The following is a 19,198-nucleotide window of genomic DNA, read 5'->3' on the forward strand; positions in this document are numbered from 1 at the left end:
ATTAGGAAAACGTGGAATGCAGGTAATAACAATAGCAAGCTACTGCTTCCTCGCGATACTGCGTACGTGATCGTGACACTGGATAATACTGTCGAAGCTACGAACGTAGTGACTGCAATAGCGAAAACACTGTTTCCGTCCGACCAAAACAACCCGCCGCGGTAAACAGATGGGCCTTGTGTTACGACCCCCCATACTAAATATGCGGTAGCGGCCACCGCTGCCACCGCCAAGTAGGCAGAAACTCGGTGCTCGATCCTTGAAGCCACTTAACGCCTTGCTTTGGGGCAGCCGAAACGCAGTGTAGGCTGTCCCAGCCGCGTAGCGGCGAACAACAGCAACTTGTTAAATGTGCTACTTGATAAAGTAACCAACTGCATGCCACTCACCGTTGACTTTACTAACCGTAATAGTTTCCGTTGCCGATTTCTTTTGCTCAAAACTGGTAGTGAGAGTTAGAACAACATACTCACCATCTGGGACACCTGGAAGCGAAGAGTGTGAGCTAGTGTTTTCAACTTGACGCGAAAGTACATTGCCAAGTGGAGCTCTTACTTGATTTAGCGCTTGAACCCATTTGGAGCTCGATAGTTGATTTTGGAAAAAAGGGGCAGCTTGATTCCAACTTTCTTTGTAGCTCCCTGAGTCCACCACCTCAAGCCAAGAAATTGCAGAACTAACCTCATCCGGCTTGGCGGCCAAGCAAGCAACCGAAAACAAAAGCGCTATTGATATTGAAATTAACCTCTTCATGGATAGCTCCTTGTACATTTAACAGCTAATTAGCAGGCACATGCGCGTTAACACCACGCTGTTTAACTCATTAATCACGGTGCGCCACCTCCAAAAAAACGTAGTCATATCAATCAAATAGAGACACTCCACGTTAACCACACGTAAACAATTACCCTCACCCAATATAACGATACATCAAATTCGGCCAGACGCGTAAACGGTTTTTCATTGGAATCAATGACTTAACTAGAGGTATATTTTGAGCGCGATCAAAAGGGACTAGCGGTAATCGTGCCGGCAGATAAACTGTATGGATGCACAGTGCTAATGCCCCGCAAATATCTGATATTCGACCAGCAGTGCCGGCTCGGCCCATTCGCCTGCTCGACCAACTCCGGCGCCATATGCGTGATGCAGGTTACGCCTGAAAGACAGAAAACACCTATGTTCATTGGGTCACTCGCTTTATCAGGTATCACGGTAAGCGGCATCCAGCCACATTGTCTACTGCCCACATCGAACAGTTTCTCAGCCACCTCGCCAACGAACGCCAATGCTCCCCCGCGACACAGCGTATTGCACTGAACGCCCTCATCTATTTGTTCACGCGCTTCTTAAGCATCAAGATCGATACGCTCAATTTTCATAAGGCCCGCCAGAACCGCCGCTTACCTGTGGTTCTCACTCACGCAGAGACGCTTCGTGTTCTTGCACAACTGCCCGACAAGTATCGGCTGATGGTCGAATTGCTGTACGGCGCCGGCCTCCGGCTGAATTAGTTACTCAGCCTGCGTGTCAAAGACATTGACTTTGAGCTGCACACAATCACGGTTCGCTCGGGAAAAGGTGACAAGGATCGAGTCACGCTATTGCCTGCTTCGGTTGAGGAACGACTAAAAAATCAAATTACCTTTGTCATCAAACTTCACAAACGAGACATTGAAGACGGATTTGGGGAGGTCTATCTCCCCTATGCGTTGGCTCGCAAGTATCCCAGTGCCGCGCGCGAAACAGCCTGGCAATATCTGTTTCCATCAAGCCGAATAGGGGCCGACCCGCGTTCAGGGGTGTTGCGTCGACACCATCAACATGAAACTTGCGTACGCAAAGCCGTTACGCGAGCAAGACTTCAGGCAGGCATCGATAAACCCATTCGCTGTCATACGTTTCGGCACAGCTTTGCCACGCGGTTGCTGCAACAAGGCTACGATTTGCGCACCATCCAAAAGTTGCTGGGCCACACCGACGTCAAGACCACAGAGATTTACACACATGTACTCGGTCGCGGTGCCATGGGTGTGGTAAGCCCTCTCGATAGCGGCCATTGATGCACGCTAGACGCGACCACTCAAAACCACCCGTTAATCAATGTGACGCCTTGCTGCCCAAAAACCGCTGGTCAGCTATCCCCATCAAAGTCACCACTCGCTATCGACACCCCCACCAATGCGCACATCGACTGCACACTACTTCTTGCCGTCGAGATCAGTAATCTCTTACTCAACCCGAGAGCAAGCCAAGTCGACCAGCAAGAACATTGAGGATTGAGTTGTTTAACACGCTGATGGAGGCGTCTTAGATCGCGGACATAGTAGGCGACCACATAGACTCCCGAATTGAATATGTTCTGCGTGTAACAAAGGTCCCGCGACTGGATTTCTAAACGAAACGAATCGCGGCAAACATACTGCAGGCACTTAGCTTAAGCTTCACGCTCCGAGAATCACATCACTGACAACGTAACACTGATACTCGGCACAGCTCAAAGCCATAGAAAACATTAGGAAAAACGTTAAGATTCGGACATGCTGGACTGGATCATCGATTCAAAATTATCACCACCATCGCCAAATCGTGGGCATGTCATTCGTAAGAGTGTTCTTGCGCGTCTCGACAGCTGTATTGGTGGCGGTGCCTGTGTGCTGCACGCTCCGGCCGGCTATGGGAAAACCGCCGTACTCAACGATTGGCGCAGTTCGCTGACTGCTCGGAGGATTCCGGTTTTATGGCTCAGCCTTGATGAGCACGACAGATCGTTAAACACCTTTCTTGCCTATGTCCTAAGTGCCTATCGCAAAGCGATTTCTGGAGAGGAGCCTCGATCGCCTTCCATATTTGACTTAAGTTCTCTAAGCGATGACGAGGCAACCTTATCGGTACTCTCTACGCTGTCCCAATTACACACCCCGCATATCATTGTGTTTGACGACTTTCACCGTGCTGCCAGTAAGGAGGTCCAGCAACTTGTCCGCCGACTCGCCCACGCCCAAATTCGCAACCTAACGCTGGTTTTTAGCACTCGAGAATTTCCCGACTATTTGGGATTCGCTGACCTCCGTGTCGCTGGCGATCTACTGGAACTGTCACACCGCGAGCTAGGCTTTGATGTTGAGGAAGTCATAGCCCTTTACTCACATGCCGATGATGAGAAAAACGAGCGCATCAGCTGGCTAAAACAGCTCCATGAGCGCACAGAAGGCTGGCCCGTCGCAATTGGTAGCGCGTTGCGCTGGCGATCACAAGGAGCTTCAGCTAAAGATGTCCTGAAGCGACTTTCGGGCCGTGATAGCGAGTTGTCAGACTACTTTTTAGAGCAGGTTTTTCTGGATCTGCCATCGGATCTTCAAAACTTCCTCATGGTCACCGCAATATTGGATCGCGTGAATGGCGATGTGAGCAAGGTGCTCTGCCCCAAGTTAGACGGCTGGGAGACAATCCGTATTCTCGAAAGAAAAGGTGTCTTTCTCGAACGCGCAGACAACGAGGGGAATTGGTATCGATACCATCGACTCTACCGCGAGTTTCTGGTGGAACGCCTTAGGCGCTCTTCGTCTTTGTCGAGCGATACACTTCATCGGATGGCAGCGACCTGGTTCCAGGAAAACGGCCTGCTTAACGAAGCCGTTTTTCACACTATGGCTGTCAATGATGTTCGCAAGTGCGCCCAGTTGCTTGAATCGCTCGGGGGCTGGCAGTACGCATTGCAGGGCGACATAGCATTAGTCCAAGCGGTCCTCAAGCAGCTAAGCATCGATGATCTGGCTGACTACCCTCGCCTGTGGCTGGCGCGCGTCTACATGTCGGTTCGCGTGGGACATCACCGTGCAGGGGAAGAAGACCTGAAGCGATTCCTTGGCTTTCAAGAACAAAAAGCCGACACGGACAACTCCATCGAGCCTGAAACAGCATTGATAGAAACCCTCGTACAGCGCTATACAGATCGCCCCGTGACACGCGACGGTATAGACAGAATTGAACGGCTAGCCGACCAATTGCCGCTAGACAACGAAGTACTGCAAGCGGTCCGCGCCAATTATCTCTGTGCAATGTACCGCGAGGTCTCTGAATACTCATTGAGTGACCGTTATGCCGGTATTGCGCTCGATCATTATCGCGCCATAGGAGCAAATTACGCCGAGGCATTCATTTACTACCATCAGGGACTAACTTACATGCGTCAGGCTCGCTTCTCTGCGGCGCGATCCTGCTACGACCAGGGTTTGTCCATTGCTCAGCGCCTGTTCGGGGCCGATAACGATCTGGCGGCGATCGGGCGTATATTTTTAGCGGAGTGCTACTACGAAACAAGCGAGGTCGAAGCCGCGATGGAGCTGCTAGAGCGCTCGCTGATTCATGCTGAGCGCGCAGACGCGTGGCTGGAAGTCTACGCAGCGGGATACACGACACTACTTCGAATCGCCTATGAAGGCGGCGATACTTCGATGCTCGAGCGAATCTTTGCGCGCGCCATGGAAACCGCCTCGCGCCGGCAATTACCCCGACTGGCTTCACTCGTAGCCTTGCAGGACGAGGATCTGGCTTTGCGGCAACAAACTGTGCCGCAGCGATTCCTGAACGCAGATCCAAAGCTGGAGTGGGATCAGGTCAGTCAGGCATTACGAGTCTCCATCACTGCCAGAGCGCACATAGACGCGCAGAACTGGGAATCGGCAAGACACGCGCTTGAGCAACCACGTCAGGAGGCCCAGCGAACAGGATTCTTTCGCGGCTACATACAATTATCTCTTTTGCTTTCTGCGACCGAATGGAACTGTGGAAACACAGAGCACGCGATAGAAATATTTGAATCGGCCGTATCAATTGCAATACTGGAAGATGCCCGTCAAGTGTTATTTGAAGAAAGGCAGCTACTGCTTCCGATCCTGCAATATATTTTGGGCCCCGATTCAAGTGCAGCGATGGCACCTGCTCGCGCATCATTCTTGCGTAAGCTTCGCGCCGACATGCAGGTTACTGCTCAGCTGATCGAGCAAGAGCAATGTGTCCTGAGCATCCGCGAGATCGAAATTCTCCGCTGCCTCATGATGGGTGAATCCAATCGAGAGATTGCTGCTGGTAAGGCGTTATCGATAAACACGGTGAAGTTTCATTTAAAAAACATTTTCAGCAAGCTTGGCGCGTCATCGAGAGATGAGGCCGTTGCCTTCGCGATCAGAGACCAGCTTCTCTGAGCGCGCCCGAAGGCCTGCACCTACCCACCTACCCCTTTTTACCTACCCGGGGTGGGTGTTCCTAAGAATCCAACTCTCTCGTAGCTTTGGTAACCAGTCCCAGATACGGCAAGTTGCCCGGAGAGTCACGCTATGCATATTCAAGCTCATCGCAAAAACGCACTTACTATTGCCATTGGCATTGCCTCCGCCCTCTCAAACGCCGCCTGGTCACAGGCGAATTCGAACATGGCGCTGGAAGAGGTGATGGTCACGGCAGAGCTGAGGTCCGAAAACCTTCAGGACGTGCCGGTCGCGGTTACCGCATTTACCGCTGACGAAATCGTGAACCGTGGCATCGAAACAACCGCTGACTTTTTATCCTTAACACCCAATGTAACCTTTGATGACTCGTTTACCGTGGGTAACAGCTTCGTCGCGGTACGCGGGGTTACCCAGATTAACAACGCTGACTCTCCCGTGGCTATTGTGATTGATGGCGTACCGCAAAATAACCAGAAACAGTTCAAGATGGAGCTCTACGATATAGAGCGTATTGAGGTTCTTAAAGGACCACAGGGGGCGCTCTACGGACGAAATGCCATCGGAGGCGCGGTAAACATCGTCACGAAAGCACCGACCAACGAGCTCGAAGGCTACCTAACTGCTGGTGCGGGAAATGGTGGTTTACAGAAGTTCCAGGGCGCCGTGAGCGGCCCAATTATTAAAGATGAGTTACTTTTCCGTATTGCAGGCTCCTATCGCGAGAGTGACGGCCTGATCGACAACACCTATCTCGGCACCGAGGTCGACTTTCTTGAGTCCTACGACTTGCGCGCGCGATTGCAGTGGCTGCCAACACAAGACCTGAGCTTCGATTTTCGGGTAGCGACCTCCGATCTGAAAGGTGGCGCGGTTTACGACGCTGCCTTCATTGACGGCGTCGAGCCAGACAACACTAACAAGCAGCGCAGCCCAATCACCGACATTCTGGGCGAGAGCGAGCGGACCATCGATGAGTTCACCGTAAAGGTTGATTACACGATCGATGCAGGCACCTTTACCTACATCGGGGGATATACCGATATCGCCGAGGACTATTACGGCGACCTGGATTTCTGCAATCCGGTTGACTGCCCACAAGGCTTCTTTGGCTTCGGTCAGGTTGACCAGAGCCAGGATCTAAGCGTGGAACTACTCAGCAATGAATTTCGGTTTACGTCGTCATCAGATCAGCGCTTTCGTTATACCGCTGGTTTGTTTTTCATCGACACCGAACGGTCGCTTGCGACCGTAGCAACTCTCACCCAGGCCGGTAACTTCCCCATCGTTCAGAGCCTTGAGGATAACGACAACTCAGCATGGGCCGCTTTTGCACAGGCCGATTATGATCTGACGGACGAACTAGAACTTACCGTGTCGATTCGCTACGACGAGGACGAGCGGGAGCAAACTGATGCAAGCACAGGTACTTCTCGCGATGCCTCCTATGACGAATGGCAACCAAAAGCGACGCTGACCTGGACGCCTTTTGAAGATCAGCTTTTTTATGCGACTTACGCCCGAGGCTTTCGCTCCGGTGGTTTCAACGGCATTGGGGGTCGTGAGTTTCTTCCCGAGATAGTGGACAACTTCGAGATTGGGTACAAATCGACGTGGATGCAAGATCGTCTCATGGTCAACGCTGCCGCATACATGGCCGAAAGCAGCGATTTTCAATTCTTTTACGTCGACTTCAATGCGGGCGGAGCACAGGTGATTGACAACCTGGAAGAGGTGTCTTTGCGCGGCATAGAACTGGAGCTCAAGTTTATCGCTACAGAGCAGCTCTCATTCTATGCATCTGGTGGCTTTCAGGATTCGGACATTGAATCATTTGCAGCTGACCTTGGAGTACCCGCGGAGCGTGGCAATCGTTCTCCACGAACCACCGACTACACAATTAATGTCGGGGGATTGTTTGAGACGGCACTCACCCCCTCTCTCGATGGCTTTGCGCGAGTGGATTATGAGATTCGCGGCGACCGTTACTGGCACACGGATAACGTTGCTGTGATGGACCCGGTCAGCTTGCTTGGCGCGCGCTTTGGCATCACTGCCAATCAATGGTCTATCAGTGCCTGGGGAAGAAATCTGACTAACGAGTTCTTCTACGAGGACTTCACTGCGCAAACGTTCTCCGGCCTACCATCGGACATCGGTTTCGCAACTCGCCCACGAAGCTACGGCCTAGATCTGCGGTACGCGTTCTAAGCAACGGACCAATATAAGTGATGACAAACGCCAACCCCTACTTACGCATCGGCATCGATGTGGGCGGCACAAACACCGACGCTGTATTGATGTCCGGTGATCGTGTACTGGAATCGAGTAAACAGCCCACCACGGAGGACGTATCCTCCGGCATAGTCGCGGCTATAGAGGCTGTGCTCTCAAAGCACCCTCAATCCCGAAGCGATGTGCGTGCCGTAATGGTCGGGACCACCCACTTCGTCAATGCCATAGTTCAGGCAAGCTCTCTATGCCCAGTCGGAACCCTTCGCATCGGCTTACCCATGGGTTCGGCAATACCACCTATGGTGGACTGGCCAGACGACCTGCGAGCAACGGTAGATGGTGGCCGGTATCTCGTCGAGGGGGGCGCGTACTATACCGGCGACTCTTACATTGAATTGGATGAGCCTGCCGTTAAAGCCGCCGCGCAGACAATGCAGTCAGATAAGCGAACGGCGGTGGCAATATCCTGCGTGTTTGCTCCGATACGGCCCGATATCGAGCATCGCGCCGCAGAGCTTATTCGCCACTATCTCCCGCACGCCAAAATAACCATGTCTCATGAAATGGGCGGCCTCGGTTTAATCGAACGGGAGAATTCGGCGATTCTTAACGCCTGCCTCTCCGAGTTAGCAGACAAAGTTGTTAAAGGTATGGAAGCAGCGATCGCTCATTGCGGCCTGAATGCATCCCTGTATATCAGCCACAACGATGGGACTTTAATGGACGTTGAGTTGGTTCGGCGGCACCCCATTTTTGCTTGTGCAGCCGGTCCAACAAACAGCATTCGCGGTGCGGCTTTTCTTACCGGCATGGACGAAGCCATCGTCGTTGATGTGGGCGGCACAACTACGGACATCGGCATGCTGACTAAGGGACTTGCGCGGGAAACGAGTACTGCGATTGAACTCGGCGGTGTCAAAACCAACTTCGCGATGCCTGACGTACTCTCCGTGGCCCTCGGCGGCGGCACTATCGTGCAGCGTGGTGAGGACGGAGCATTGAGTCTCGACACGCGGTCAGTTGGCTTTCGGCTGCAAGAGGCTGCTCTGGTATTCGGCGGCGAAACACTCACATCCACCGATCTCGCTGTAGCGCAACAGTGGATGCAGGTAGGTGACGCCTCCCTTGTGACTGGTTTAAACGAGGAGTCTCAGCGCGATTTCTCCAAACAGGTTCAGCGTCGCATTGCAGACGCGGTTGATCAGGTAAAACTCAGTGCAACTGATGTACCCGTGGTGGCCGTGGGTGGCGGAGCACCGCTGGTTCGGGATGGACTCCCTGGCGCAACCGAAGTATTCCGCCCGGAGTTTGGCGGCGTCGCGAATGCTATTGGCGCGGCTATCGCTCAGGTAGGCGGACGCGTTCAGCGACTCTTTGACTATGAGGCGCTGGGCGGTCGGGATGCCGCCATAGCGCTGGCTACAGAAGAGGCCAAAGACCAAGCGCTGAAAGCAGGTGCCATTCCTGAGACCATTTCCGTAGTAGAAATTGAGGAGTTCCCAATGCCTTACATGGAAACTGCGGCCGTAGACCTTCGAGTCCGCGTAGTTGGGGACCTCAACCTGGCGGCAGACCGGTGATGAGTATGCGCATAGATTCAATTGAGCAGGTTCAGGATCTCACTCGGGGAGCGGTGCTGCTCGGCACCGGTGGCGGCGGCGACCCATACATCGGGGAACTGTTGTTAAAGCAAGAGCTTCGCGAGGGTCGCGCAGTCGATGTTATCGACGCGACCGATCTGCCTGACGACGCTTTTGTCGTATGTGTAGCGGGCATCGGTGCACCTACGGTACTGGTCGAACACCTGCAAGCCAACGATGTTTGCCGCAGCCTACTCCAGACTCTTGAAAAACATCTTGGACGCTCAGTAGACGCAATCATTCCTGCGGAGGTTGGCGGCCTGAACTCGGTAATTCCCCTGGCGCTGGGCGCACAAATGGGCCTCCCCGTTATCAACGCCGACGGTATGGGCCGTGCCTTCCCTCATATCGATATGGTGACCTACAGCGTATACGGAAGCCGTGCCTGCCCGATGGTACTGGCCAATGAACTGGGCGACACAGTGATTATTGATAGTGCTAGCTCCGATCGCAAAGTGGAGGACATTGCACGGGTGGTGACCGGAGCATTAGGTGCTATGACTTATGGATGCCTCTATCCGATGTCGGGTGCCGATGTAAAAGCGAAGGCAATCCACGGCTCCATCAACTACTCCATGTCTATTGGCGCGACAATTCGCAAGGCACGTCAATCAAGCGGCGACCCCGTATCTGCCCTACTGGATATGTTGCACAACCCGGGGATCGGAAGACATGCTTCCCTATTGTTTGACGGAAAAATAGTGGATGTAAAGCGCGAAACGCGAGATGGCTGGCACTTTGCTGTCGTGGAGATGATCGCACTACACGATTCGAATGATCATTTCACCATAGAGCTTCAGAACGAGTATTTACGTGCTCAGCACAATGGAAAAACCGTATGTATCGTACCTGACCTGCTTGCTGCACTGGATCGGGAAACCGCTGAGCCTCTAACCGGAGAGCGTTTGAAATACGGCCAGCGACTGAAGATCATCGGTGTCAGTGCTGACCCTGTGATGCGTCGCCCCGAGTGTCTTGAAGTGTTCGGGCCTGGTGCATTTGGTTTTCAAGAGGCGTTCACACCGTTGGAAACATTAGTATGAGGTCAACAGAAAAATTAACTTGTTAGTGTGCATCGAATATTGAGCCACCTGCCTAGGATGATCGCATCTCAGATTGGCCCACCTGCGAAACTAAAATTCAAGGTCGATCATATAGCTTGGGCCGGCGTGGAGAGTCAGATTTTAGTGCAAGCGGGCCGTTTTCAGATGCTACTCCACACGCTCACCATCAAAGTCCCCACTGACAATGGAAACACCCACTAATGCGCACATCGACTGCGCAACGCTCCTGGCTGTGGATAGCAGCAATCGTTTGCTCAGCCCCAGAGCTAACCACGTGGCCCAACAGGAACATTCGGGACTTAGGGTTTTGACACGCTTGTGCAGCCGACGGAGGTCGCGTACGTAGTACGCGACCACATAAACCCCGAACATGATCATCCAAAAGTTGAATTCGCTCATGCCCCTACTCCCCCTCCATACCATCAAGAAGGTCATCAAGGAGGTCATCCAGGTTGCCGACTTGGTGATGCGGAACATGCCTGCAAAGATGCTTTTGGACTGCCAGAAAAAGTCCATAGTCGCTAGGCGGCTCCAGGCGTGCCGCTAACTCGTAAATGTACTGATCAATCCAGAGCGCCGCTGCACTCTGGTTGTCACGCGCATTCGGGGCACCGAATGCACAGACCAGCCCCCTCTCGAACGGGTGGATATGAAAACATCGGCAGACCCAGGTCGCTAACCGGTTCACCTTACGGTTATAGTGCGATTCCGCTCCCGTTCGGTCGATAGTCGCACCTCTCTCCCGTCGCTGAGCGACCGCCAACCACTCTCGGGCATCTTCAAGCGCTGCGTTCGCGGCCTCTAGATCTTCAGCGGCTTCGCATGTGCGACTGACCAACCCGCGTGGGTAGTTACCGTTACATGAAGACGGATCAACGTAATCGTTCATTGGGAAACTCCTTCATCGGATGAGTCATCAGCTTGGGTTTGGGTGTGAGCCGCCCAGAGCGCAGCGAAGGCCGAGCCGTCCTGGCGAGTAAGGTTTGGTATCCAACGTGCATAGCGCTTGTGGGTGATCGCGGAATCGCTATGACCCAACATCTGAGCCACCCAAAGCGGGTTTTCTCCTGCAGCCAGCCACAACGTGGCAGCGGTATGTCGCGTTTGATACGGAGGGCGTTTGGGGATCTTGAGTAGCGCGAGTAAGGGGTACCAGACCCGCTTGCAGACGTTATTGATCGACAGTGGCTCGCCAGAGCCGCTGCAGAACACCAGGTCGAGCTTCCCCGTACGCTTGTACTGCGCCTGTAGCGCTGCGTAGACCTCGTCCGACATCGGGATGTCTCGGGCCGACTCTTCCGTCTTCGTGTCCGTCATTGCGCCAGCGACAAAGCTCTCGCGCACAAGAATCATGCGCTGCTTAAAATCGATGTATTTCCACTTCAGGCCATGGATTTCGCCTGTGCGCATGCCGGTAAAGAAGCGAACGGTCATGTACGCATGAAAGTCCTCTCGTACACCATCAAGGACCGCCTTCACCTCATCCAGCGTAAACGGCTCGACTTTGGTTCTGGGGACCTTGAGGAGCTTGATGCCCTGATAGGGATTGTCGAAGCCAAAGCGTTCTGAGGCCTCTCGCATGACCTGGCGTAATGGCACCATGACCGTGTTGATCCGGGCCGCCGAAAGGCCCACTGACCCATCTTTGCGAGGGATACGGGCCAACTGATTACGAAAGGCGAGGATGTCTTCCTTGCTGATCGCGCTCATAGGCACCGATCCAAAAGCGGGTATCACATGCTTGCTGAGTGAGTGCTCCAGCGTATTGATGTAGGAAGGCTTCCAACCAATACGGTTCTCTTCCATCCACTGGTCGGCAAAGGCCTTAAAGGTCGGCGTTTTGGCCGAGCGCTGCTCGATCTGTTTGTCGTGATCAGCAAACCGGGCAGCGTTAGGCGACTCGGGAAAATAAGCCGCGTAGTCGAAGGTACCCAGCACGATTTCACTTTCGACGCGCTGCAGGATGTCTTTCATCCGTTTGCGGTTGGCGGGCTTATCGGCGAGATTGGTTTGCTCGCGACACCGCACACCGCGGTAACGAAAATCAAAGTACAACTTCTCTTTACGAACGTTAATAGATCCCATCACCAGCCTCCTATTGAATGCCGGCCATGAGCTGGCCTACGTGACTGGGGCGCTGCATGTCCTCTTCAATGCGTTCCCAGAGGTACAGGATCTTGCGTCCGCCGAAGGGGCGGATGTAGTGGACTCCCTCCAGGAGCACGGAGTCCTTCAGCTGGTTTCGAATGGTTCGCGCGTCGTACTTAATGCGCGATGAGAGTTCCTCAGTCGTGAGGTAGGTCGTTGCTGCATCCATAGGTCCATCTCCAAAATTCGGCCTATCCGAGCACTGTGCTGCGAATTTCCTGCCGATGAGATGAACCTACCGGTGATACAGAATCCTGCTTGTCGGAGGGAAACGGCGGTAAATCCGAAGGATTCCCGAGCGTTATCTGGAGCAAAAGCTATAGTTTTCACCCACTACATATCGCCGCGCGCAACCGCAGGTTGTGCGCGGCGCGCCGGCCTATGCAGTCAGACAGGCACAAAATTCATGCGCTTGCATTGGGGCGGGAAACGCAACGAGGACTACTGAAAGTAGTGATTTACCCGTTGCCCGCAGATCGGTCGGTCAGACGCGATTCGCCAACCTCAGTCACCGTGACCACGGCGGGCTCAATGCACTCTAAAATTGAATCAAAAATCGCTGACCAAGAAGCGTAAATGCTGGGGTCACTTTGAGGATGATGGTCACTAGTGGTCACCAACCGCGATGAAAAGAGACTGACTACGGCATGACCCAATGTTGGGGTCACTTTTTCAAAGTGGTCACCATATGGTCACCATTTGGTCACCAGCCCTCGAACAGGGCTATTGACGGATTTTGCGGGTGCTGTAAGATACTGAAAAATAAGAAGAAAAATGGTAGCTACGGGTGGACTTGAACCACCGACCCCAGCATTATGAATCGTGCTGGATATTTTTAACCGACTGATTTTATTAACTTAAGTTCGAGCACCCACAGCGCATTTCCCACTACAGAGCACAACAAATCACGACAAGTCCCGCATATCTCCCGCAAGTACCGGGCGGCTTTACCCGCTAACCTTTCAACACGCCAGGCACAATTGGCATATATTGCCAACACTGCTACTATCTCCATCAACTCCGTGAGGTGACATATGCCAACCAGAAACGTGGTTTTAACAGAACAGCAGGAGAAATTCGTCGGAAAACTGGTCGAAGACGGCCGATACCAAAACGCGAGCGAGATCCTGCGAGAAGGACTGCGGTTGCTGGAGGATAGGATAAAGCAACGGGAATTTGAGCTGGCAAATATCCGGGCCGGCGTTATCGCAGGGTTTGATCAAGTAGAACGAGGAGAGTTCGCCAAGGGGTCAGGTGAAGAGGCTATTGAAAGAGTACTTAGCCGTGCTGTCCTCAAGCATGGTCGATGAGAGGTTATCGACTAACGCGGCAGGCCGAACAGACTCTTGAGGATATTCTCAGCTGGACGATCGAACACCTCGGTATCGAACAGGCCGAGCGGTATAAAGATCAACTCATCAGTCGGTTAGCGGCACTTGCCGCCAACGAACCGCCACACGGGCGGTCGTGCAACGGCCTCCTTGCCGGGCAACGCGACGTGATTGATCTTGAGTATTACCGAGAAGGCCGACACTACATCATCTACCGCAATACCTTCGATGAAATTCTAGTGCTCGAATTTGTCCATGGTTCTCGAGATCTTGCGTCAATTCTGGACGAATTGACCTGAACACTCAGACCAGCCTGCGCGTTTAGACTGACCAGACAGACTCCGCTCATCATAGCCCTGCAATAAGCTCCAACTGCGCGCGTATTCGGCAATCACCTGCAAGACCGCCTCACCTTTGGCGCTCACGAGCTGCTGGTTAGCCAGGGTACGAGAAAGCGGATCGAGCGCCTGCTCAACCTCGACTTCGCGCCCTTCAAGTCGTTGCTGGTTCAGGGTGTAGCCATCCACGAGGTGTTGGCGTAATACGCCGGTGGCCCATTGGCGGAACTGCACGCCGCGCTGCGATTTGACGCGGTATCCTACCGAAATGATGACGTCCAACGAGTAACAGGCTGTCGTTTTGTCAGAGTGAGCAATATGCATTTTTTGCATATTGCTTTCGGCCGATAATTCACCGTCCTTGAAAACGTTATTAATGTGTCGGGAAATCACCGACTGATCGCGCTCGAACAGCACCGTCATCTGCGCCTGCGTCAGCCAAACCGTATCCTGCTGAAACTTCACATCAAGGCGAATCTGGCCATCCGGCGCCTGAAAAATTTGCACGTCCTGTTGCTGCTGCGACACATCCACCTCCTCGATTTCGGACGCAACCGGCAGGTCGTCACTAGTCATCACGAACACCCTGCTCCGAGGACGCGTATCGCCCGCGCACTGCCTTGGTTCGACGGGTTCACTCTCTACGGCAACCGGTCCGGACCATTGCTCGCCGCTCTGAACCGGACAGGCGATAACGCACCGGAACTGTTGTAAGCGAGAGTTGCGGCAATGCGCAGTGTCATGGCGGGAGCCTCCCGTCGGTTGTAGTGGTTTCGCGTTCGACCCGCGAGCCAAGTTCACCGGCATCCGCGATGCGAAGCTCGCGGGAGATCGCTTTAGGTGAAAATGCTATCGTGAGGGTTCTGCCCGGCAATCGGCTTGAGGCCCTGAAAGGCAATTTGAAGGGATTTCACTCGATCCGCATCAACGATCAATGGCGACTGGTTTGCCGCTGGAGCGGTGGGCAGTCACACGACGTACAGATAGTGGACTACCACAGGTAGGGGAAGGCCGTGGACAGACAATCGAAAAATCCGTTTCATCCTGGCGAAATGTTGCTGGAGGAGTTTCTCGAACCCCAGGGCATGAGCCAGGCTGCGTTCGCGCGGAAAATTGGCTGGACCAAGGCGCGACTCAACGAATTGATTCGTGGGAAGCGGGGCATTGCAGCCGATGCGGCCTTGGACCTCGCGGATGCGCTTGGGACATCGCCAAAGCTGTGGATCAACCTTCAGGCGACCTATGATCTGGACAGGGCTGCTGCAGCCAGAAAAGGGTATAGGACGGATAAAGGTCCTATCGGGAGTAGACATCCTCGCTGATTGTGCTGACCGCACCTGCAGACCTGTCGAAGTTTCCATCTATTGACCCGAAAACCCTGTTCGCGGTGTTGGAAATGCCATTCCTATCCGGTCAATTCTGAACGAACGCGCGCAACCGCTCGTGCCGTGCCGTTTCCCTGGCGTCCTTGCTAGTCGGATGCTGTTGGCTTGAAATCCTTGCCAGCGAAAAGCGGCAACGCACCCGGCGGCGCTCTGCTCGGTGGCACCAGCAATGGCCGAGTCGGTGTTTCCTGTTCTTTCTGGCGCAGCTGATCGAGGATCCGGTCGATGACGTCCTGGTCCTCGATACATGCGATGACCCTGACAGATCCGCCACAAAGACTGCAGACCTCGACAAGGTGAATTGGCGCGAAGCGCCAAGAGAGGGTGCCCTGGGGCATGTCGATGTTGAAAACACGCTTTAGCCGCTGAGCCCAGGTCATAGCGGCAGGGCCCACCCCTCTTTATGGGTGTGGCGCTCCGCGGATGTGCGGACTTCTGCGTTGGAGATAGACTTGATGCCCTTCCCGCGTCTCGCGGGCGTGACGAGCCCACGCCAGCGGTGGTTTGGAGCGAGAACGCCATGGTAGCGGGTGAGGTTGACCCTCGGCTTTGGCACCAGCGCCGCCAGACGGGCAACGGCAAATCGGCGGGAGAGCCGATTTGGACGACCGCAGGTCGCCCGGAGGGTGACGCACAGGGATGTGCGTCATCCAATCCGCCGGTTCGAAGGCCACCTGGGTCGTGCCGTCCCGGTACGGTGTCTGCTCAGTCTCGTTGTCGCATTCTGCATCGCATTGCGCTGCACCGTTGGGTCAGCGGCCAGCCCCCCCGATAACCGTCTGCCAGCGTCCCGCTGTGCGCATCATCTCCGATGCCTTGCTCGCGTCTGTCATCAGCGCGCCCTGCAACTGCATACTTACCGTATTGGTATAAAGGCAGTAGACCGCTTTCTCGCTGTCCCCGGCTAGCCCTTCTAGCTCGTCGGCTGCTTGCCCGGCAATGGGCAGGAGGACCAATAAACAAGAAACAATTACGCGCATCTGGATTCCGCCGTCTTGTTGAGTTCAAAAAGAATAGCAAGCCTGACCGGAAGCGGCCTAAAAAATTACCGGCGATAGTTCAAGAGGTGCCTCATCCATCGGTATCGGCGTTACCCCAAACCAGAAGCTAGCAATGGCTGCTTAAGCTCTACTCGTAACAGCGGTTAGAAATGGGGGGATTACAATTTCCTGATTCGTTCAGGACCAGAAGCGAGACTTGATAACGATGGAAACCAGCTCCGCGACTACATTTCTGCATTCCTGCTTTTTAGTTTGCTTGTTCCAAACGTGTCTTCAGTACTTCAATGGCTCGGCTATACCTTTTAGACAGTGATGCGGCCTTCTCTTCAGGTAATGCCTTTAAACGCTCAGGGTCGCTGTTATCCATCAAGTCGCAAAGCTTCACCTGAACAGCCCCCAGCGGGCCGCGTTCCGCTAGGCTTTCTATCCGCTCCGCATACGTTAAACCATCATCAGCACTCTTGGTCACAGCCTCGACAATTTTAATTGTATCTTCCGAATAATGGTGTTTTCGCAAATCATCAGAAGTTATGTCGCAGTCTTCGATTACATCGTGTAACAGAGCCGCATGCAGTGCGTCTTCGTTTGCATCAGGAAAAGTTTCGCGCACACGTTCATAAACACGAAGAACGTGCTCAGCATATGGCCGGCCTGCTTTATCAACTTGCCCGTCATGTAGCTTGCAGACCCAGGAAGAGGTCTTTTGAAGCCTGCCCTCTTTCGCCCATTCTTCCCATTGTTCATCCGTGACATTGTCGTCGTCAAAGACATCATAAACACCTAAATCGTGCAGTTGCTGCGCCAGACCCGCGACGATGTTCTGGTCTATGTCCGGTACATCTTTGCCATCGAATTCAATTACGCACTGATTGATCAGGAAGATTTGATCCCTCGGCATTGTTTCGATAGGTGGGCTATCCCACAGGTGGTCCATAATCTCACTGAGGTCTTCAACTTTGCCTCTTCTGTGCTCCTCGGGACCCGGGATGCTGTAAATCAACTCCGTTGCACGATAATTATTGGCGCAATAGCGTACGATAGTTTTTATGGCTTCCCACTCTTCAAGGGAACAATTGAATGTTCCGAATCCATATTCCGTGCGTTCTACTTTGATCATATTTTGTACCCTATGGGGACAGCGAACAGCCAGCTGTAATAATAGTTGTACTAGCGTGTTCGTTAATGACGCTGATGCGAGCCGGCAATATCGGAAATGTTGAGGCAGTCGTAGCGCATTTCAGTGTACCGATCCACTGCTTGCCGTCAGAGATTCGCTTCCTGATGTTCAAACCATTACAGAAAGCAACATGGCAACGAATATCGAAAACTCCGATTTCGAAGTCCGTGCGCAAGAAACAGAACTTCGTGCAGATTTAAACAACATTCCTGGCATGGATGTATAGCCACGCAACAAACAGATCAACTTGCTTTTGGAAACAACCAAAATCAGCGGTATTTCACGGCTGATTCTTAATTTACCTCTATAATATTTGTTCATCTATTCGCATATTTTCATGCCATCACGACAATAAGTGGTATATATCCATCCGTTGATGTTCACGATAGAACGAAACGTCAGGTTCGTTTCATCCTTGTAGGGAAGCCAGCCTGCAAAGCCATATATGACATGTCCTGAATCCAGCAATAATGTCACTGCGTGGCCATCGAAATAATACTGTCCCTGAGCAGGACCCGATGTTTTGCCGTCTGGTAGCGAAGAAGCACGCAATGTCCCCGCCATAAACCGACCATCAGGCAGCAATATAAGCTCATAGGGGGCGAGTGTAGACAAGGCGCGGCCACCATCAACGATTTTGTGCATCGTATTGCGCGTGCCACCGATCTTCAAATCCAAACGCTGTCCTTTTGCAAATGGCTTATACAACTGACCAATAGAAAGGCGACCCTTCTTTATATTTTCTACAATGAAGCCGCGAGAAACCCAAGGATCGGATCGTGATAATGTTCTGATCTCTATGCCCTTACCTTTCTGCCCATCTTTCCACTTCCAGAACCAACGCTCGCATTCTTGCGCTTCATGCCAAGGCGATTCGATTTTGTAAGGCTGAAACAATTTTGCATCCCATTGCATACAGGGTACGGCGGTTGCATGCGCGTCTTGCTTGCGTTTGGGAAAAAGCATAAGCGCGTACGCGCCGGTAACGAGAGCATTAGAAATAGCATCAATCCCGTTATCGGCGGTTAATCGCACTATGTTTTGAGGCTTGTGTTGATGTGGATACAAACTGGCAAGCCCCTCAGCTGTAATTTGTGCCTTAACTTGCTCTATTGGCATTTTACTTTGCGCGATTTGATACCGCGTAATGAAAAACTGCACGATATCCTGCTGGATAGCATTGGCGATATATCCATTTGCGGAAATTGAGCGGCGACTTGGTATCCCCCCCAGCAATTTATCTTCATTGACAGCCTCATTGAGAATAAGCGCGGTCTGCAAACCGCCTTTTACCCAATGCGCCATAGAAATCAGCTTACAGCGCGCCACAGCGCCTGCACTTCTTGCAGAGAATCCGCTCATGGCCTTATTCGTCTCTGCCTTTGCCAGCGAAGGGCAGTTGGCACGCTCTGCGAAAAACGTTTTTACATGCTCAAACTTTTCATCTTGGGATAATTCTTCACGAATATCACTAACGACGGCTACACGTATATTGGGTAAATCAGGACGGGTTAAATAAAGGCTGTTTTGTGAATACCGGATCGTCCAACCATGCGGTGGAATATCTTGAGCACCGGCCGGCGAAAGCATCATTACGGTAAAAACAAAGACCAGCAGAATTTTATGAAACATGACGTACTTTCCTTAATTC

General features: G+C 52.9%; 18 protein-coding genes and 2 pseudogenes. 10 read left to right on the top strand and 10 right to left on the bottom strand.

Translation table 11 applies throughout. The features are described 5' to 3' along the window. Positions 1 to 354: 354 nt before the first annotated feature. Positions 355 to 753 carry a DUF4019 domain-containing protein gene (locus KT71_RS20285; protein WP_084567007.1) on the bottom strand — a complete coding sequence of 133 codons (399 nt, stop codon included), beginning with the start codon at positions 751 to 753 and terminating at the stop codon, positions 355 to 357. Positions 754 to 1,175: 422 nt separating this feature from the next. On the opposite strand from KT71_RS20285, the pseudogene KT71_RS21135 reads away from it, so the two are divergent. The 6 genes and pseudogenes from KT71_RS21135 to KT71_RS16445 form a co-directional block, all read left to right on the top strand. Then, positions 1,176 to 1,514 (top strand): annotated as a pseudogene (locus tag KT71_RS21135) (phage integrase N-terminal SAM-like domain-containing protein); the annotation flags it as partial. A gap of 9 nt (positions 1,515 to 1,523) precedes the next feature. Continuing rightward, the gene (locus KT71_RS21140) at positions 1,524 to 2,063 is read left to right on the top strand and encodes an integron integrase (RefSeq protein WP_274518448.1); all 540 of its coding nucleotides are present in this window, start codon (positions 1,524 to 1,526) and stop codon (positions 2,061 to 2,063) included. A 477-nt stretch (positions 2,064 to 2,540) separates the two neighbouring features. After that, complete coding sequence (locus tag KT71_RS16430; RefSeq protein ID WP_008294221.1) at positions 2,541 to 5,207, top strand: helix-turn-helix transcriptional regulator; 2,667 nt, start codon at positions 2,541 to 2,543, stop codon at positions 5,205 to 5,207. Positions 5,208 to 5,435: 228 nt separating this feature from the next. Next, positions 5,436 to 7,439 (top strand): TonB-dependent receptor, encoded by a 2,004-nt coding sequence (locus KT71_RS16435; protein WP_169729171.1) that lies wholly within the window; start codon positions 5,436 to 5,438, stop codon positions 7,437 to 7,439. Between the two features lie 20 nt (positions 7,440 to 7,459). Continuing rightward, positions 7,460 to 9,043 carry a hydantoinase/oxoprolinase N-terminal domain-containing protein gene (locus tag KT71_RS16440; RefSeq protein ID WP_008294219.1) on the top strand — a complete coding sequence of 528 codons (1,584 nt, stop codon included), beginning with the start codon at positions 7,460 to 7,462 and terminating at the stop codon, positions 9,041 to 9,043. Continuing rightward, positions 9,043 to 10,146, top strand: a complete 1,104-nt coding sequence (locus KT71_RS16445; protein ID WP_008294218.1) for an S-methyl thiohydantoin desulfurase family protein — start codon at positions 9,043 to 9,045, stop codon at positions 10,144 to 10,146. The genes KT71_RS16440 and KT71_RS16445 overlap by 1 nt, the downstream gene beginning before the upstream one ends. Positions 10,147 to 10,314: 168 nt before the next feature. Here the strand turns inward: KT71_RS16445 and KT71_RS20295 are convergent, their stop codons facing one another. The 4 genes from KT71_RS20295 to KT71_RS16460 are packed head-to-tail and all read right to left on the bottom strand — an operon-like array spanning position 10,315 to position 12,484. Continuing rightward, positions 10,315 to 10,566, bottom strand: coding sequence for a hypothetical protein (locus KT71_RS20295; protein WP_009024492.1), 252 nt, complete (start codon positions 10,564 to 10,566; stop codon positions 10,315 to 10,317). Positions 10,567 to 10,570: 4 nt separating this feature from the next. Beyond that, complete coding sequence (locus KT71_RS16450) at positions 10,571 to 11,056, bottom strand: hypothetical protein (RefSeq protein WP_023660230.1); 486 nt, start codon at positions 11,054 to 11,056, stop codon at positions 10,571 to 10,573. After that, positions 11,053 to 12,252 carry a site-specific integrase gene (locus KT71_RS16455; protein ID WP_008294216.1) on the bottom strand — a complete coding sequence of 400 codons (1,200 nt, stop codon included), beginning with the start codon at positions 12,250 to 12,252 and terminating at the stop codon, positions 11,053 to 11,055. The genes KT71_RS16450 and KT71_RS16455 overlap by 4 nt, the downstream gene beginning before the upstream one ends. A gap of 10 nt (positions 12,253 to 12,262) precedes the next feature. Continuing rightward, the gene (locus tag KT71_RS16460; RefSeq protein WP_008294124.1) at positions 12,263 to 12,484 is read right to left on the bottom strand and encodes a hypothetical protein; all 222 of its coding nucleotides are present in this window, start codon (positions 12,482 to 12,484) and stop codon (positions 12,263 to 12,265) included. Positions 12,485 to 13,349: 865 nt separating this feature from the next. On the opposite strand from KT71_RS16460, the gene KT71_RS16465 reads away from it, so the two are divergent. After that, positions 13,350 to 13,625, top strand: a complete 276-nt coding sequence (locus KT71_RS16465) for a type II toxin-antitoxin system ParD family antitoxin (protein ID WP_008294215.1) — start codon at positions 13,350 to 13,352, stop codon at positions 13,623 to 13,625. Beyond that, positions 13,622 to 13,945, top strand: a complete 324-nt coding sequence (locus KT71_RS16470) for a type II toxin-antitoxin system RelE/ParE family toxin (protein WP_008294214.1) — start codon at positions 13,622 to 13,624, stop codon at positions 13,943 to 13,945. Before KT71_RS16465 ends, KT71_RS16470 begins: the two co-directional genes overlap by 4 nt. Here KT71_RS16470 and KT71_RS16475 read toward each other — a convergent pair. Then, entirely contained in the window at positions 13,922 to 14,560 is a 639-nt protein-coding gene (locus KT71_RS16475) for a virulence RhuM family protein (RefSeq protein ID WP_008294213.1), read from the bottom strand. The two genes, KT71_RS16470 and KT71_RS16475, sit on opposite strands and share 24 nt — an antisense overlap. Before the next feature lie 236 nt (positions 14,561 to 14,796). Between KT71_RS16475 and KT71_RS20300 the strand changes: the two genes are divergently transcribed. Both KT71_RS20300 and KT71_RS16480 read left to right on the top strand, forming a co-directional pair. Further along, the gene (locus KT71_RS20300; protein ID WP_084567009.1) at positions 14,797 to 14,988 is read left to right on the top strand and encodes a type II toxin-antitoxin system RelE/ParE family toxin; all 192 of its coding nucleotides are present in this window, start codon (positions 14,797 to 14,799) and stop codon (positions 14,986 to 14,988) included. 9 nt (positions 14,989 to 14,997) lie between these two features. Further along, entirely contained in the window at positions 14,998 to 15,306 is a 309-nt protein-coding gene (locus KT71_RS16480) for a HigA family addiction module antitoxin (RefSeq protein WP_023660231.1), read from the top strand. Between the two features lie 149 nt (positions 15,307 to 15,455). Here the strand turns inward: KT71_RS16480 and KT71_RS21145 are convergent. From KT71_RS21145 to KT71_RS16500, 4 genes and pseudogenes are all read right to left on the bottom strand, one after another. Beyond that, a pseudogene (locus KT71_RS21145) lies at positions 15,456 to 16,073 on the bottom strand (hypothetical protein); the annotation flags it as partial. A 48-nt stretch (positions 16,074 to 16,121) separates the two neighbouring features. After that, on the bottom strand, positions 16,122 to 16,349 hold the full coding sequence (locus tag KT71_RS16490; protein WP_008294209.1) for a hypothetical protein: 228 nt from the start codon (positions 16,347 to 16,349) through the stop codon (positions 16,122 to 16,124). Between the two features lie 268 nt (positions 16,350 to 16,617). Further along, on the bottom strand, positions 16,618 to 17,487 hold the full coding sequence (locus KT71_RS16495) for an HD domain-containing protein (RefSeq protein ID WP_008294208.1): 870 nt from the start codon (positions 17,485 to 17,487) through the stop codon (positions 16,618 to 16,620). A 381-nt stretch (positions 17,488 to 17,868) separates the two neighbouring features. Beyond that, entirely contained in the window at positions 17,869 to 19,179 is a 1,311-nt protein-coding gene (locus KT71_RS16500) for a hypothetical protein (protein ID WP_008294207.1), read from the bottom strand. Positions 19,180 to 19,198: the final 19 nt, after the last annotated feature.

It is taken from the genome of Congregibacter litoralis KT71 (genome assembly GCF_000153125.2).
Taxonomy (GTDB): domain Bacteria; phylum Pseudomonadota; class Gammaproteobacteria; order Pseudomonadales; family Halieaceae; genus Congregibacter; species Congregibacter litoralis.

What these genes read in the sequence shown, in the direction of transcription:
- KT71_RS20285 (WP_084567007.1), bottom strand. Translation starts at nt 753, where the DNA reads ATGAAGAGGTTAATTTCAATATCAATAGCGCTTTTGTTTTCGGTTGCT.
- KT71_RS16430 (WP_008294221.1), top strand. Translation starts at nt 2,541, where the DNA reads ATGCTGGACTGGATCATCGATTCAAAATTATCACCACCATCGCCAAAT.
- KT71_RS16435 (WP_169729171.1), top strand. Translation starts at nt 5,436, where the DNA reads ATGGCGCTGGAAGAGGTGATGGTCACGGCAGAGCTGAGGTCCGAAAAC.
- KT71_RS16440 (WP_008294219.1), top strand. Translation starts at nt 7,460, where the DNA reads ATGACAAACGCCAACCCCTACTTACGCATCGGCATCGATGTGGGCGGC.
- KT71_RS16445 (WP_008294218.1), top strand. Translation starts at nt 9,043, where the DNA reads ATGAGTATGCGCATAGATTCAATTGAGCAGGTTCAGGATCTCACTCGG.
- KT71_RS20295 (WP_009024492.1), bottom strand. Translation starts at nt 10,566, where the DNA reads ATGAGCGAATTCAACTTTTGGATGATCATGTTCGGGGTTTATGTGGTC.
- KT71_RS16450 (WP_023660230.1), bottom strand. Translation starts at nt 11,056, where the DNA reads ATGAACGATTACGTTGATCCGTCTTCATGTAACGGTAACTACCCACGC.
- KT71_RS16455 (WP_008294216.1), bottom strand. Translation starts at nt 12,252, where the DNA reads ATGGGATCTATTAACGTTCGTAAAGAGAAGTTGTACTTTGATTTTCGT.
- KT71_RS16460 (WP_008294124.1), bottom strand. Translation starts at nt 12,484, where the DNA reads ATGGATGCAGCAACGACCTACCTCACGACTGAGGAACTCTCATCGCGC.
- KT71_RS16465 (WP_008294215.1), top strand. Translation starts at nt 13,350, where the DNA reads ATGCCAACCAGAAACGTGGTTTTAACAGAACAGCAGGAGAAATTCGTC.
- KT71_RS16470 (WP_008294214.1), top strand. Translation starts at nt 13,622, where the DNA reads ATGAGAGGTTATCGACTAACGCGGCAGGCCGAACAGACTCTTGAGGAT.
- KT71_RS16475 (WP_008294213.1), bottom strand. Translation starts at nt 14,560, where the DNA reads ATGACTAGTGACGACCTGCCGGTTGCGTCCGAAATCGAGGAGGTGGAT.
- KT71_RS20300 (WP_084567009.1), top strand. Translation starts at nt 14,797, where the DNA reads ATGCGAAGCTCGCGGGAGATCGCTTTAGGTGAAAATGCTATCGTGAGG.
- KT71_RS16490 (WP_008294209.1), bottom strand. Translation starts at nt 16,349, where the DNA reads ATGCGCGTAATTGTTTCTTGTTTATTGGTCCTCCTGCCCATTGCCGGG.
- KT71_RS16495 (WP_008294208.1), bottom strand. Translation starts at nt 17,487, where the DNA reads ATGATCAAAGTAGAACGCACGGAATATGGATTCGGAACATTCAATTGT.
- KT71_RS16500 (WP_008294207.1), bottom strand. Translation starts at nt 19,179, where the DNA reads ATGTTTCATAAAATTCTGCTGGTCTTTGTTTTTACCGTAATGATGCTT.